The organism is Nostoc spongiaeforme FACHB-130 (genome assembly GCF_014698475.1).
Lineage (GTDB): Bacteria > Cyanobacteriota > Cyanobacteriia > Cyanobacteriales > Nostocaceae > Nostoc_B > Nostoc_B spongiaeforme.
In genome coordinates, this window is sequence record NZ_JACJTB010000045.1 from 23,135 (window position 1) to 38,837 (window position 15,703).

14 protein-coding genes are annotated in these 15,703 nt (G+C 41.2%); 7 read left to right on the forward strand and 7 right to left on the reverse strand.

Translation table 11 applies throughout. The features are described 5' to 3' along the window. Position 1: 1 nt before the first annotated feature. The 3 genes from H6G74_RS24955 to surE form a co-directional block, all read right to left on the reverse strand. Positions 2-1,057, reverse strand: a complete 1,056-nt coding sequence (locus H6G74_RS24955) for a bifunctional riboflavin kinase/FAD synthetase (RefSeq protein ID WP_190970207.1) — start codon at positions 1,055-1,057, stop codon at positions 2-4. Between the two features lie 298 nt (positions 1,058-1,355). Next, a complete protein-coding gene (locus H6G74_RS24960; RefSeq protein ID WP_190594090.1) occupies positions 1,356-2,240 on the reverse strand; it encodes an MBL fold metallo-hydrolase in 885 nt (294 codons plus the stop codon). 381 nt (positions 2,241-2,621) lie between these two features. After that, positions 2,622-3,422, reverse strand: coding sequence for a 5'/3'-nucleotidase SurE (surE, locus tag H6G74_RS24965; RefSeq protein ID WP_190594093.1), 801 nt, complete (start codon positions 3,420-3,422; stop codon positions 2,622-2,624). A 343-nt stretch (positions 3,423-3,765) separates the two neighbouring features. Between surE and pheS the strand changes: the two genes are divergently transcribed. The 5 genes from pheS (at position 3,766) to H6G74_RS24990 (ending at position 6,335) form a co-directional block, all read left to right on the forward strand. Next, a complete protein-coding gene (gene pheS, locus H6G74_RS24970) occupies positions 3,766-4,758 on the forward strand; it encodes a phenylalanine--tRNA ligase subunit alpha (protein WP_190970208.1) in 993 nt (330 codons plus the stop codon). Positions 4,759-4,788: 30 nt separating this feature from the next. Continuing rightward, entirely contained in the window at positions 4,789-5,004 is a 216-nt protein-coding gene (locus tag H6G74_RS24975) for a hypothetical protein (RefSeq protein ID WP_190970209.1), read from the forward strand. Further along, positions 5,001-5,285, forward strand: a complete 285-nt coding sequence (locus H6G74_RS24980; RefSeq protein WP_190594099.1) for a type II toxin-antitoxin system RelE/ParE family toxin — start codon at positions 5,001-5,003, stop codon at positions 5,283-5,285. The genes H6G74_RS24975 and H6G74_RS24980 overlap by 4 nt, the downstream gene beginning before the upstream one ends. 54 nt (positions 5,286-5,339) lie before the next feature. Beyond that, positions 5,340-5,918 (forward strand): Uma2 family endonuclease, encoded by a 579-nt coding sequence (locus tag H6G74_RS24985; protein WP_190970210.1) that lies wholly within the window; start codon positions 5,340-5,342, stop codon positions 5,916-5,918. Positions 5,919-6,008: 90 nt separating this feature from the next. Next, positions 6,009-6,335, forward strand: a complete 327-nt coding sequence (locus tag H6G74_RS24990; protein ID WP_190970211.1) for a DUF4926 domain-containing protein — start codon at positions 6,009-6,011, stop codon at positions 6,333-6,335. A gap of 11 nt (positions 6,336-6,346) precedes the next feature. On the opposite strand, the gene H6G74_RS24995 is transcribed toward H6G74_RS24990, so the two are convergent. From H6G74_RS24995 to mnmG, 3 genes are all read right to left on the reverse strand, one after another. Continuing rightward, entirely contained in the window at positions 6,347-7,789 is a 1,443-nt protein-coding gene (locus tag H6G74_RS24995) for a RecQ family ATP-dependent DNA helicase (RefSeq protein ID WP_190970212.1), read from the reverse strand. Between the two features lie 820 nt (positions 7,790-8,609). Next, a complete protein-coding gene (locus tag H6G74_RS25000) occupies positions 8,610-9,974 on the reverse strand; it encodes a hypothetical protein (RefSeq protein ID WP_313888516.1) in 1,365 nt (454 codons plus the stop codon). 224 nt (positions 9,975-10,198) lie between these two features. After that, a complete protein-coding gene (gene mnmG, locus H6G74_RS25005) occupies positions 10,199-12,121 on the reverse strand; it encodes a tRNA uridine-5-carboxymethylaminomethyl(34) synthesis enzyme MnmG (RefSeq protein WP_190970213.1) in 1,923 nt (640 codons plus the stop codon). Positions 12,122-12,380: 259 nt separating this feature from the next. On the opposite strand from mnmG, the gene H6G74_RS25010 reads away from it, so the two are divergent. Beyond that, positions 12,381-13,226, forward strand: a complete 846-nt coding sequence (locus H6G74_RS25010) for a D-alanyl-D-alanine carboxypeptidase family protein (RefSeq protein WP_190970214.1) — start codon at positions 12,381-12,383, stop codon at positions 13,224-13,226. Positions 13,227-13,418: 192 nt separating this feature from the next. On the opposite strand, the gene H6G74_RS25015 is transcribed toward H6G74_RS25010, so the two are convergent. Continuing rightward, on the reverse strand, positions 13,419-14,513 hold the full coding sequence (locus H6G74_RS25015; RefSeq protein WP_190970215.1) for a glutamate--cysteine ligase: 1,095 nt from the start codon (positions 14,511-14,513) through the stop codon (positions 13,419-13,421). Positions 14,514-15,028: 515 nt separating this feature from the next. Between H6G74_RS25015 and H6G74_RS25020 the strand changes: the two genes are divergently transcribed. Further along, positions 15,029-15,688 carry a Mo-dependent nitrogenase C-terminal domain-containing protein gene (locus H6G74_RS25020; protein WP_190970216.1) on the forward strand — a complete coding sequence of 220 codons (660 nt, stop codon included), beginning with the start codon at positions 15,029-15,031 and terminating at the stop codon, positions 15,686-15,688. Positions 15,689-15,703 lie beyond the last annotated feature (15 nt).

Genomic DNA, 15,703 nt, shown 5'->3' on the forward strand with positions numbered 1-15,703 from the left:
GTTAGCATTCTCCAGACAAAATTTTTTGAGCCATCTTACAGTCTTGGTGAATTTGGGTTTTCAAGGCTTCTAGAGACGCAAATTTTTGTTCTGGGCGTAAAAATTTGATGAGTTCTACAGTCAATTGTTTGCCGTATAAATCCCCAGACCAATCAAATAAGTGTACTTCTACGGATGAATTTATACCGTTTACTGTGGGGCGATTACCAATATTCATCACTCCCAAAATCAATTGCGGAGTTGTAGCAGTGGTGTCATTCAAAATATATACCTTGACCGCATATACACCGTGACGTGGTAAAAATTTATCGCTGGGTATTTGGAGGTTAGCCGTAGGAAAACCAATGGTTCTACCGAGTTGTTGACCTTGAATCACAGTACCGAAGAGAGTGTATGGTCTTCCAAGACATAAATTAGCGTTTTTGATATCGCCACTTTCCAGACATTGGCGGATTAGAGAAGTGCTAATTGGAGGTAGGCTGACAAATCCACTGTCTGACAAGTTATCTGTATGAGTTTGTAATGGAACAATAGTAACAGGAATATTGTGTTGAGACGCAAGTAATTGCAAATCTTTAGCAGTACCTCGACGCTGTTTGCCAAAACAAAAATCTTGCCCAACACTAATTCTTTGACACTGTAATTGTTGGACGAGAATTTTATCAACAAACTCTTGCGGCGACAAAGCTGATAATTCCTTGTCGAAGGGTAATAGTACTAGTTGTTCCACTCCTAGCGATCGCAATTGTTGAACTTTTTCATCCAGTGGTGTTAACCAAGTACGGGGTGTTCCCGTAAAAAATTCCTGTGGATGGGGACGAAAAGTCACAACTGTTGAGTATATGAGTTCTGATGTTGGGGGTTGATTGGGATAATCTTGGTAACTTCCACTTTCCCCATCTTTGTTCGCTGCTGGCTGTAGAATCGGCTGAATTACCCTTTGATGGCCAAGATGTACGCCATCAAATTTGCCCAGCGCAACATTAGTTGGCCTGAGAACCTCTGTGGCTGAAGCAGCAACCCATACAGAACATCCATTTTGAGACAAATTTAGCACGTAGATTCTGGAATTTGAGGTTTATTTTGCCATAAATCGCAAGCAACCTGATGGAACACCAATGAGTAGAAGACAAGCTGTGTATGGGTATAGAGGTGTAAGGTTGATGAACACTTAACATCCAAACCGTTGATTTTTCGTTTTTAGACTATGAGTAGTTTTAACTTGAATAAACACACAACTTTGTCTCCGATTGTCACAGTGTCATTGTGAGGTAGATTCTCGCGCTTATAGCTCTTGATCACCAATCTAATCTAAAATCTACGATCGCTTGACAGGCAACTTTTACCCAGACAACTTATCTAACAGGAAAAGATTCTGATAACGGGACAGATGTAGACACTTGCAGCACCATTCTTTCCCGTGCCATGATTGCGCCTGGAAATTGTTTAGCCGCTTCTTCCCCGACAGCATCCAAAAAATCATCATTGTGAGCTGGATCATGGTGGAAGATGACCAAGGTTTTGACATTGGCGGCTTTGGCTATTTTCACCGCTTCTTGCCAAGTGGAATGTCCCCAGCCAATTTTCGGCGATTTTGGCGAATAATATTCCTCATCGGTGTAAGTACAATCGTAGATGAGGATATCGGCATTGCGAGATAGCCTTAGCACATTTTCATCCAATCTGTCCGGAAAATGCTCGGTATCGGTGATATATACAGCAGCACCACCACGCCAGTTAACTCGATAGCCAACTGCTTCACCAGGATGATTTAATGATGCCGTTTCTATGGTAATGTCATGAATGTGAATGGGTTGCCCTGGTTTGACATCGTGAAAATGCAAATTGGCTTGCATAATCTGTAATGGCACTGGGAAATTTGGGTGAAGCATCTGGTCGTTGAGGCGTTGCTCAATGGTCGAACCATCAGGAGCGATAGCACCATAAATGTGAAAATTATTGCCTCTGACAAACCCTGGGACAAAAAAGGGAAACCCCTGCATGTGATCCCAGTGGGAATGAGTAAATAACAGATGAGCTTCTAAGGGCATTTGGCGCAGTAAAGATTGTCCTAAAACATGCAGCCCTGTACCACCATCGAAAATTAAGCGTTTGTCGCCCACTTGCATCTCAATGCAGGGGGTATTACCACCATAGCGGACAGTATGTGGACCTGGACTGGGGATGCTGCCACGAACACCCCAAAATTGTACGGTAAATTGGTTCTCTATCCTAGACATGGGTGTTGCTTGCTGGACTGAGCGGGCGATCAAGAACAAAAATGTTACTTGTTTGGTTAAGTCTATGCTGTTTTACCACATTTGGTAGAGAATGTTTTTCTTGGTACAACAGCATACCTTGTTTGGGGTAGATTGTGTGAACGTCGAAGAAATCCTGCAAAAGAGTTACCTGAATATTTCCCACATTATATGTATCAGTAATATCAAAACGCTCCTACTTTATAACCTAAATTTTACTGTGATGCCTTTAACTGATCATAAAAAGGCCAAGGGTAGGAAAATGAAGGCTGTGGGCAGCAGGTTAAAATGCTCATCATGACTTTGCCAAATTGGTAAATGAATTTGATTATGTAGTTGCCTTTAGATGAAAAGTATATAAATTTACTTATCTAAAGGAATTTCCCAGTGGGATAATTTATCGAGTCCGGTTGGATAGGTGAGATTATATTGCAACGGCGTAATACTGATATAGTTTTGACGAATCACATGCACGTCAATAGGTATATTTTGCGGTAAATTTAACCCCATTGGGGGTTCGACATCTTCGAGAACTTCACCAGTTAACCAGTAGTAGGTTTTACCACGGGGATCAATGCGCTTGTCAAACACATCAACATAGCGCCTGACTCCTTGTCTGGTAAAAGTGACTCCGGCAATTTCTTCCCACTTCACCGCAGGCACATTAACATTAAGTAACATTAAATCTAGTAAGGGTTTAGCGGCTAGTTGCTCCACTAAAGTTTTGGCAAACTTAGCGGCTGGTTGAAAGTCTTTGTAGAGATGACTAGTCAGGCTAAAAGCAATGCTGGGAATGCCTTCGATCACTCCTTCCATTGCGGCTGAAACAGTTCCAGAATAAAGAATTTCGGTTCCGAGATTGGCACCTTGGTTAATACCAGACAGCACCAAATCTGGAGGAGAATCTAATAAAGCCCATATTGCTAATTTGACACAATCTGAAGGCGTGCCATCACAAGCCCAAGCTTTGATACTGGGATGAAAAACTGATTCGACAATTTCCGCGCGAATTGGCTGGTGTAGAGTTAATCCATGTCCGGTGGCCGATCGCTCCCGATCTGGACAAACTACAGTTACATCATGGCCAGCTTCTGCCAAGCAGTTGGCTAGGGTACGCACACCCAAGGCAAAAATACCATCATCATTACTAATAAGTAATTTCATGGGTCATGATAATTTTAGATTCTGGATTTTAGATTTTAGATTGACTGCGCCCATTTTGGGGATACAGTCAGGGGATTTTAGATTTGTTCTGCCCAAAAGAGTCTGGGGTATGAACGGAAAGAATCATCCAAAATCTAAAATTCGCAGTGTCAAGAGTCCATAGTCAACAGTTAAAGCTAAATTGTCAATGGTTGACATCACAAATACCAAAGAAAAAATCCTCCCTGGCGCGATCGCTTATAAAATAAGGTTATTTGTCTTTTGTCATTAGTCATGAGTAACGAGTTCTTACTATTGACCAATGACTAATGACCAACGACCAATGACTAATGACTATTAACTAATGACTAGCAATTTAGAGACTCAACTTTTAGCATTACAGCAGGAAGGAGAAAATGCGATCGCTGCTGCTGATACCCTAGAACGCCTGGAAGAACTCAGAGTCAATTATCTGGGGAAAAAAGGGCAATTAGGGGCATTGTTACGCAGCATGGGGCATATGAGTGCAGAGGAACGTCCTAAAATTGGAGCGATCGCCAATACAGTAAAAGAGTCCCTGCAAACTAGTCTAGATAAACAACGTGCCGCTTTAGAAACTGCAAAAATTCAGGCGCAGTTAGAAGCAGAAACCCTAGATGTGACAATGCCGGGAATTTTCCGCCCCCAAGGTCGCATCCATCCCCTCAACGGCATGATTGACCGGGCATTGGATATTTTTGTCGGGATGGGTTACACCGTAGCCCAAGGGTCAGAAATGGAAACCGACTATTACAATTTTGAAGCCCTGAATACACCACCCGACCATCCCGCCCGTGATATGCAGGATACTTTTTACCTGCCAGATGGTAATTTACTGCGGACTCATACTTCCTCAGTCCAAATCCGTTATATGGAAAAAGAAGAACCACCAATTCGCGTGGTGGCACCAGGGCGAGTTTATCGGCGTGATAATGTAGACGCAACCCACTCAGCAGTTTTCCATCAGATAGAACTGTTAGCCATTGATGAGGGACTGACTTTTACAGACCTCAAAGGTACAGTCAAGATGTTTTTACAAGCGATGTTTGGTGACTTGCCAATCCGCTTCCGTGCCAGTTACTTCCCCTTTACTGAACCTTCGGCTGAAGTTGATTTGCAGTGGAATGGGCGCTGGCTAGAAGTGATGGGTTGCGGTATGGTTGACCCGAATGTGCTGAAATCTGTAGGCTATGACCCAGAAATTTATACTGGGTTTGCTGCTGGTTTTGGTGTAGAACGCTTTGCAATGGTGTTACATCAAATCGATGATATTCGCCGTTTGTATGCCAGTGATTTAAGATTTTTACGGCAGTTTTAAACATCTACTGCAATCAAGGCAGAAAGAATAATGACTCAATCTTCTAGATTAGATCAAGTTCTAGACAGCATCGAAGAATTATCAATAGATGAACAAGAAATACTCATTGATCTGATCCGTCATCGATTAGCAGAACAACGACGTTCTGCTATTGCTGTGAATATCACGCAAGCACAAGCAGAATACCAGTCTGGTAAAGTGTTTCGTGGCAATGTTAATCAAATCATGGATGAGTTAAACAAATGATGACTCTGGTTTTAGCATCATCGTTTAAACGAGCATTTAAGCGGTTGGTGCGACGACAACCAGAGTTGCAAGAGCGAATAGAAGAGCGTTTAACGCTTCTAGCATCTGACCCATTTGATCCACTGTTACAAACCCATAAGCTCAAAGGCAAATTGTCAGGAGCTTGGGCTTGTTCAGTGGATTACGATTGTCGTATTGTCTTTAACTTTGTGCAGAATCCCGAATCTGATCAAGAAGAAATTTTGCTCATCGATATTGGCTCTCATGATGAAGTCTATTAAACCAAAATAGGTGCATTCGTTAAAATACCTATATACCAATTACTGTTATGCGATATGACCTCAACCACGAGCAAAAAACTAACGCTTGAGGAATATTTAAAATATGAAGATCGCACTGATCACCAGTATGAACTAGTGGCTGGAGAACTAGTGAAAATGCCGCCTGAAAGCCCAAAAAATGTTCAGATAGCTCTGTTTTTACTAGTCAACTTCCTCAAGTTTGTTCCAGTCAATCGTGTGAGTAATAAAGCTGAAATTGTGATCAGTGGTTTTCGTGCAACTACTCGTGTGCCTGATTTAGTTGTACTGACAGAAGAACTAGCAACAATTTTACAAGGTAAAACCAGATCCACAATTACTTTAGATATGCCACCGCCTGCACTAGTTGTTGAAGTTGTTTCTCCTGGTAAAGTGAATGAAGACCGAGACTATCGCTACAAACGTTCTGAGTATGCGGCTAGAGGAATAGCTGAATATTGGATTGTTGATCCGCACGCACATAAGATTACCGTACTTATATTAGTTGATGGGCTTTATGAAGAAACTATATTTGTAGAAAATGCAGTGATAGTTTCTAGCATTTTTCCACAATTAGAGCTAACCGCAGAGCAAGTACTTAATGCTGGAATTTGAAAGGTGCGATCGCTGTTAAAGCTTTCATGACATTAACTGAGAAGATACAACCAAATTTGTTACCTTAGTGCCAGATAAAGGAGCAAATTCATGAAGATACAGTACCCTCTATTCTCCCAAGTTGCCTTAGTGCAGGACTTACCAGAATACAACCTGAAGCGAGGGAAGGTTGCCACAATTGTAGAACATTATCCTATGCCTGAAGGGGAAGAAGATGGGTATAGTCTGGAAGGATTTGATCTGCCCCATATAACTATAGAAGTATCAGCATCTCAAATTATTCCTGTTGCTCAATTGCAGGAAGAAGAAATAATTTTAACTAAGTTACGCAAGCTATCTGGAGCTAGGCTGTTAGAATTACAAAACTATCTTGATTTTCTCTTACAAAAAGAAGAGTCTGAGCATAAGAGTGCTTAGTAAATCTGATGTTAACGACAATTATCACAATGTCCACAACGCCAGTTAGCTGCTTCTTGAGAAAAACCAAAGGCATTTAACAAAAACTGCCAACGACATTGTTTTGTTGTTAAATATTGCTGCATTTGTTTAACAGCTTGCAGTTGTGTTACTGGCTGTTTCTGCACCTTTGATTCAATTTTGTAATGGAAAGGATCAAGCCATTTTAATTGTCCGCTACTGTGGAGTAAGGCCAATGCGACAGCAGCATCAGGAAATTGTCGCGTGACTGTATGAATATCACCTTGCTTGGGCAATTTTTTGACTAATTGCTGTGCTGTTTGCAGTTGCGATCGCATTTTATCAGCAAAAAACTGTTGTCTTTGTTTATCCCCAGAATCTAACCAACCTGTAGGTTCACTCACCAGTGTCAATGCTTCGGCTGGTTTCCCATCTCGCCCCGCACGGCCGATTTCCTGCACATATTCTGATAGTAAATGTGGTGCGTGATAGTGGACAACCCAGCGCACATTAGGCTTATTTATCCCCATTCCAAAGGCACAGGTACAAACCACAAATGGTATTTTACCACCTAACCAACTGGCTTCGACGACGCGGCGTTCGGCTGCACTTAACCCTGCGTGGTAACTAGCTGTCGGATAACCCATCTCGGCTAACCATGCTGCTAATTCTTCGCTATCGCGGCGGGTGCGAACATAAATTAAACCAGCTTGTGGCGATCGCTTTTGAATAAACTGGAGTAACTGTTGTTTTCTCCCCCGTGGTGTCCATGCGATGCGAACGCTAGGATGCAAATTAGCACGGTAAGGATTCTGCCGAAAAATTTCAGGTTGCTCTAATTGTAAAACTGTTTGAATAATCTTTTGCGCTAATGGATCAGCTGTTGCTGTAAAAGCCGCAATACTAATTTTCGTTCCTGGTGGTTTTGATTTGAGCAATGCCGGACGCACCGCCCCTAATCTGCGGTAAGCTGGTCGAAATGTATCGCCCCATTGCACCAAACAATGTGCTTCATCTAAAATCAAGCCATTGATTTGCAATTGTGGCTGAGATAATCTTTCCCAAATTGGAGGACTTAATAAAGTCTCTGGTGATAAATAAAGTAATCGCAGTTGTTGTTTTTCCAATGCTTGCAGTGCTGCACGGCGTTGAAATGAAGCTAATTCACTATGCAAAAGTGCTGCACTCAGATGGCGTTGACGTAGTTCTTCCACTTGGTTTTCCATCAACGCTACCAAGGGAGAAATTACTAATGTTAATCCTGTTTGTAATAATGCTGGCAATTGAAAACAAATGGATTTACCACCACCTGTTGGCATAATAATCAGAGCATCTTGCTGTGCTAATAAAGTTCTGATTATTTCTCCCTGTGGTGGACGAAAATCATCGTAACTCCAAATTTTTTGGAACGCTGCATGAACATCCTGCCAAGTGGTTTTTGTGGGTTGATTCATGCTGAGAAATAGTAGATGCGCCCTTGGTTTTCCACATTGAATATGAGGTTACTATGAATATAACTGCTGCTATTTAGCATCAGCTTCAGTAATTTCCCCATAATTTTATGCCGCGAGCATTTGAAGTTGATATTTAGTGCAAGAATTCAGAATTCAGAATTCTGAATTCTGAATTCTGAATAACTTTTAAATCAAGGTTTGCCTGGTTAAATAACTATGGAGATATTACCTGGATTGAGTTTTCAAATTATCGGCATAGGTTGGGAGTAGAGAGTAGAAAAGATTCTTTCTGGAGTGTAGTGCTTTTTTATAACTCAAAGATGAGTTTTATATTCAGTCAGAACAGGCAATTATTATTTCCTGCCTCTCTTAATTTTAAACTTCACATTCATAGCCTATTCAAGGGTAAAGAAATTTCGGAGTAAGTTAAGAAGACACAAATAAACTTAACTAGAAAATTCTTGGGCAAAATAGCTAAAAACTTCTTCCCTCCTGCCTCCTGCCTTCTGCCTTGCCCTAATTACAATTATTTATGTCCCTGTACTTATTACCGTAATTATGAGGGCTATACTCATTTTTATATAAAAATATATTACGGTAATTTTACTGGATAAATAAAAAAAGCGTGTTATACTACTAAGCAGGATTACATAAAATAAAAAACCTGCAAGAGCAGGCTAGAAGGTGTATTGACGCTAAAGAAAACATAGCGGTATTTTTTCATGTTGAAATTAGAGTAGTTGGGTAAGAGAATCTACTCTGAGAAATTTAGGACTTGTTTAATTGTGATATTTGCTGTCAAAGAAATTAGGCTTTCAGCTTATAGCTTTTGTCCTGTGTAAATAGAGCGGACTTCACCATTTCGACGGACAATTGCTTCGCCGTTGTTGACTTCTACTAAAGTCCAGCCACTAGTACCAATTGTTTCGCCAACATTGATGCGTCGAGTTACGCCATCAACTTGAAATAAAGCCGCAGATTTCTTACCTAACTCCAGTACACCTTCTAAGGTATGACTGGGTGCAGGTTGAGGGTTGGAGGCTAAATATACTTGTTGGGGTGTTTTTGGTGATGCAGCCACACTCGTTACAGGAGGTGAAGCAGCCCGCAGTGGTGCAACTGGTAAGGCGGGAAGGGGACTGGCTGATTGTCTAACAGTAATTGGGGCAGTACGTACAGCTACAGGTTTGAGATCGGTACGCACAGCAGCCGCTAACATATTGACACTGACAGGTTTGCCTGGTTGCTTGGCAGTGTTTAAAGCTGTTTTGACGGCATTCGGCTGAGTTGTTTGTCTAGCGTTGGCTATGGGCGGTAGAGTTAAGGGAGTTCCGGGAAGCCGTGGTAGCCCGTAGCGCATAGGTGAAGGCGCTTGATAAACAGGAATATAAATGCGTTCAACAACATTGTTTGCTGAACGGTTAGCTGTGGGGGCTGTATTGTTAGCGGTGAGTGGAGATGGTAAGTTACCGATGGGTGAACTACCAGCATAAGCAATGGTGTTCGGGTTAGAGGTTATGCGGTTGCTGATGCCGGTGCGAAAAGATGCTTGATTAGTTTTTCCACCTTGTTGGTCGATGATGGCTAACGACCCCAGCATGTAATCGGCTAAATCTGCCTCAATTTCTGCTTTGGTGGGTAATTGGGTTCCTGACATGAAGGCGGTTTGCTGTGTCCATCTGCCAGTGATCAAAGAGAGAACTTCTGCCCGTAGTAAATAAATCGTACCAGCGATCGCAATCCCAATGGCTGTTCCTAAAATCACCAGCTTACTGAAAGCCAGTTTGATTTTCTTCGGTCTTCTGATTCCCGAAGCCATTACGGGAGTATCGACTACAACTGTACTGGCGTGCTGATTTCTGACTTGTGGAACGCCTTGTACAGTGCTGACCATATTGGGCAGGATAATCTGCGGTATGTTCAGCGTTTGCAGTGGCTCGTAATCTGAGTAATACCAATCGTTTACAGATGTTTCTTCTCTAGAACGCTGTGGTATGCGGCCACCATACCTCACAGTATGGGAAGATAAACTGCCACTGCCATCTAAAATGTCGTCAATATCGGCAAACAAATCATCCATCAAGCCATCAGCATAAATTTCGATTGACCAAGGCTCGTTGCTAATTAATTCTTCTGATGGTTCCGGAACGATGAGATGGTTGTTGAATTCTTGTAACATAGGCATGATTTTGGGTTTTGTTTGCCAGGATTAAGTAATGCTCTTAACGCCTGGAAATCAGGATTTTGCAAAAATATCAAACTGCCAGCCTAAACTTGACGAGTTTATTTTTATGTGGTATTAAATTCAACGTAGTCTAGAGATTGCTGTTGATGCCAGGGAAAAATTCGTGTCATCAATCATACCAATCCCCTCCCTTCTACTATACTCACGCTTGTTAAAACTTTAACTTACGTTAATGCCGGAAAGTCGGTCTGGTATTTGGTTTTACGCAATTCCAAATATATTAACAGTGCGTTAATATCCGCAGGATTCACACCCCCGATACGGGCAGCCTGACCAATAGTCAGTGGTTTTACTTGAGTTAATTTTTCCCGTGCCTCTTTAGAAAGAGTATCAATTTTGCCATAGTCTAAATCCGCAGGTAGCTGGCGGTGTGCTTGTCGGGCGGTTTGTTCAATTTGGTTTTGTTGTCTGGCGAGATAGCCAGAATACTTGATATCGATTTCTGCACCTTCTCTCTCCGCCTGGGTGAGACTGGAATTACCCAAGCCGTATTTGTTCAGGTCAACATAATGGAATCCTGGTCGCCGCAGCAAGTCAGCGAGGGTGATGGAACCTTTGATGGCTTGTTGGGTGTCAGAGGCGATCGCTTTTCCGACTTCATCATGTTCTTTGATGCGGGTGGTGTATAATCTTTCTTTCTCTGCTGTAATTTGGGCTTGTTTAGTGGTGAATAATTGCCAACGGCGATCGTCAACTAAACCAATTTCCCGTCCCAAAGGCGTTAAGCGTTGGTCTGCATTATCCGAACGCAACAGCAAGCGATACTCAGACCGACTGGTTAGCATCCGGTAAGGTTCTCGCAGGTCTTTTGTACACAAATCATCTAGTAACGTGCCGATGTAACTTTGCTCACGCGGAAATACAATCATTTCCTGACCACGCACAAATCGCGCCGCGTTAATTCCTGCCACAATTCCTTGGGCTGCGGCTTCTTCATAGCCCGTTGTCCCATTAATTTGACCAGCACAAAACAACCCAGCAATTTTCTTCGTCATCATTGTGGGATAACACTGAGTCGCAGGTAAATAATCATATTCAACTGCATAAGCGGGACGCAGCATCACACAGTTTTCTAATCCTGGTAGACTCCGCAACATTTGCAATTGCAGAGTTTCTGGCAACCCCGTGGAAAAACCTTGAATATATAATTCTGGAATATCCCGCCCCTCTGGTTCAATAAAGATTTGATGGCTTTCCTTATCCACAAAGCGCACAATCTTATCTTCAATACTGGGACAATAACGTGGCCCTTTCGCCTCTACCCAACCACCATAAACGGGCGATAGGTGCAAATTCTCTCTAATTAAACGGTGGGTTTCAGCAGTAGTGCGGGTCATGTGACAAGGCATTTGTTCCCGTTCTACCCACACTTCTGGGTCAAAGCTAAACCAGCGAACTTCCGCATCTCCTGGCTGAATTTCCATCTTACTGTAGTCAACCGATCGCTTGTCTACTCGTGCCGGTGTCCCAGTTTTTAATCTTCCCGTTTCAAAACCCAAACGATTTAAAGTTGCAGTCAAACCTTCAGCCGCAAATTCTCCCGCGCGTCCCGCCGCCATTGATTTGTTACCAACCCAAATCTTGCCACCCAAGAAAGTACCAGTCGTTAAAATGACTGTTTTACATTGAAAAGCGACACCGAAATAAGTTTCCACACCAACAACTTCATCGTTAGCGCCCAAAACTAAATCTGTCGCCATCCCTTCACGAATGGTCAAATTTTCTTGATTTTCGACAATAGCTTTCATCACCGCCGCATATTCGCGTTTGTCTGTTTGGGCGCGTAATGCCCAGACCGCAGGCCCCCGTGAAGAGTTAAGAACGCGCTTTTGCAAATATGTCCGGTCTGCCATTTTGCCAATTTCCCCACCCAAAGCATCTACCTCATGAGTTAACTGAGATTTAGCCGGGCCACCTACGGCGGGGTTACAAGGTTGCCAAGCAATTTTATCTAAATTCAGTGTTAATAGCAGAGTCCGACAACCAAGACGGGCCGCGGCCAAGGCGGCTTCGCAACCGGAGTGACCTGCACCGACGACAATCACATCATAAGCGTCTTGGAATTCAATGGAATTGTGCATGGTCATACTTATACAACAGCAAGCTAAGAGTCATTGATATTTTAGCTGATCCAGTGCTTTCAAGGATGCGCCTTGTTAATAAAAAAGCTATCAAAAGAGCTAGGCATATAGTAGTAGTGAAAATCTTAATTTTAGGAATTATAATTATTAACTAAGTTCCGCTTAAGAATTTAGTTAAATCTATCTTATATGTTGTCAATGCAACTATTTTTACCATATTTGCACAGGCTATGCTATTCAGTATATTTACAAAATTAAGTAATTAATGAAACGTCTAATTAAACCAGCGAAATTTATCTTTACTGCTATTTTTATTTGTTTGGCATTGGTTGCTAGTAACAGTATCCAACGCTATCAATCAGTTAATAATCTACCGTCTACAAACCAATGCTTAGTCGCATCTGTATCCGGCTGTATTGCTAATGCCCAAGAGCCAAATTTACCGCAACCTGTTACTAGTGAACCATTAAGCCCACAAGAAAATTTTGTAGCTGCAATTATGCAAAGCTTAAAGGTAATGCCCGCACCAGGAACTTATGAATATACTTTACTTCGTTCCTACGGTGCAGCATTTATCAATTCAACTAGTAATGTAAAATTACCGCCAAAATTGATTTTCGATAATGAAGCTGATACTCAAGAATATCAGTCACAATTAACACTAGAAAGAGTGGTTGATACCAAGGATTGTTATTTACAAAAGTCTGCCGCCGATGCTTTAAATAAAGCTAGATTACAGTTTAATATTCCTCTCAAATCAGGTTATGGTGCTAGTGATTGTCTGCGTAGTTACGCCACAAATCTAAGATTTTGGCATAAATATGCTAATAATAAAACTTTAGAAAAAGTCAAAGAAGGTAAAGAAACAGCAATTCTAGGCGTAGTTGCACCACCGGGAACATCACAACATCTTTGGGGGTTAGCAATTGATTTAGGTGTATCTAATGCAAAACAAAGGCAAATTCTGAATCAAAATGGCTGGTTTCAAACTGTAGTTAAAGATGTACCACACTGGACTTATCTTGGTGTCTCAGCAGAAGATTTGCCTAAATTGGGTTTTAAAAAACAAGTTATTCAAGGAATTACTTATTGGTTAACACCTTTGTCGTAGTGAGTATTAGATCCCCGACTTCTAAAAGAAGTCGGGGATCTGTGCGTATTCATCAAATATAGCCTTTCCTAGTCTGCTGAGGTACAAATTTATCTGCGTCTATCTGCGTTCATCTGCGGTTAATTATTCTTGCTTGTACTTCACTAGAGTAAGAAAGGCTATATGAATCATCTATTTATTAATTTTTCAATCTCAATAAGTTTGTCGTAGCACTTCTTCTATCGAACCTAGCTTGTGAAACTTCTCAATTAATTCATGGGATTTACTTTTTCGCTGTTCTAGCATTATTTTTAATGGTGTGAGCAATTTAACATCTGGGTCATCATTCAAAGCAACCTCGGATGCTTGTAGAATTTCTATAGCATTAGCAAAAATCTCTTCATTATCAAAACCTTCCATAGCAGAAAGCTGGTGCAAAGCTGTATCGGGTACAGTTAATCTATCCTGTAGAGTTTCATCTAATATCAAACCTTTTAATAATGCCAATAAAGCTGCATAAATATTAAAATTATCACAACTATCAAAAGCTTTAAATTCTATACGTCCAATTTCTGCGGGAATGCGAGCAACTTTGGTTAATGATGGGATGCTAGGAATTAATTGTTCTGGTTTTTCCACGAAAACCAGTGTTGCTGAACGTTTACCTGTTCTAATAAAAGTTCTGACTGATAACCCTTCCCACAGACTACCATTATAAAAAGGTGAACTATAAGTAAAAGGAACGATATAAGGGCTGTAATAAGTTAACTTTCGACCAATATCAATTAACTTTTCTGTAGACATATCTGCCACAGAAATATTCAAATCCGGCCCGTAACTGACCATGTAAATATTAGCAGTTTGCTCGTCAGGATAAGCTTGTAGTTGTTTGATTTCAAAATCGTTTAATGGGGGTTGTGGTTCAAAAACTGTTTTGTAAGGGTTAAAACTAGCTAAAACTGGTGTATAACCAAAGTTAACTGCTAATTCTTGCAGTAAACTAAAACTTTCTGATAATTCATTCACCGCACCTTGAATATCAGTATGTATGGTGGTTCTAATTTCAATACCTTTGGCTAAACAATCTATTGGTTGATCAGAATCTGCAAATCTTTCAAATCCTTCAATGTACCATCTTTTCTTTTTAATTCCAGCATCACCTACACGCAGTTGAGGATAATCATTAGGGTATATGGGTAATCTGTCGACAATTTGAGCAAAATCGGTAAATTTGGTGTGGGTAAAATCGGCAAATTTACCTTCTTGGTTTAAGAACGCGACTTCATGCTCAATCCCAAAATAAAACATAGCTGATACCTGAAATTGCTAATTATGGGCTATATAGCAGTCTTGTTTGATATGTGAACAACAGAGACAAGGAGGAGAGGGTAGACAAGGTAGAGAGATGTTGATAAGTCATTTAGGATTGTTCTGGGAATATTGTTGAACAATCCTTACTGATGGTGTAGGAGGTGGGTGTCTGCTGACCTATTGATGAATATATACATATTTGATACTTATTCTCAATAGTTTATGTTTAATACTTGACTATTTGAGTGTGCTGTGAGCAGCATTTAAAGGTCATAAGTTCACAATTGCTGAGTACCTCCGCTATCTAAATTAATTATCTTAGTACAAGTTTAAGTATAAAAATTCTCAAGATTATTTTAAGAGTAGTTTAACTTGCAATGTGATTAGGAAGCGATCGCACTTTACTTGTAGTTAGCAAAACAGCAAATCTTAAAAGCCTGTGAGTTAACTGTGCAATCAGTTACCTTCAAGTTAGCCTAGTAATCATCGAGAGGAGTTTGAGGAGTAAATGTATGACTAGTGTTGTACAATCCCCATACAGTAGCGAACAAATAGCCGCTTGGTTGCGTGGACTGCTAACCATTGCTTGGGCAGATGGCAACTTTGATGACCATGAACAGCAGTTTATTGCTAGTCTGACCAAAGAAGAATTAGCACCGAGCCTAAAATGGGAATCTTTAGAAGTCATTACACCAGAAGACTTAGCCGCAGCCTTGGGTAAAGGTACACCAGTAGCCGAAAATTTTTTACGTACAGCAGTGATGGTAGCGATCGCTGATGGTACATATTCTTCTAGCGAAGATCAAGTACTACACCAATTTTGCCAAGTTTTAGAACTACCAGAAGATATTATCCAAGCCCTGCGTCATACCCTAGAAATTCAAGATCCGCTAGTTTCATCCAAAGTACCACCCCACTTACCACTCGACTCGCTGCGCGACTGGTTAGATGGGCTAGATGTGCAAGACCCCAGAGTTGCCCGCTTTTTATGTAAAATGATTCCCTCTCAATGTCCTTTTGAACGAGATGTCACCTTATTTGGACGCAAAATTGTCCACATCCCACCCTTGTGTAAGATTAATCCACTTTATGAACAACTAGTTGGTTTACGTTTCCGCGCCCTCTCATATTTGGCAGATGACTGCGGTGAGGATGTTACGCCATATATTTGAGTGCTGAGTGCTGAG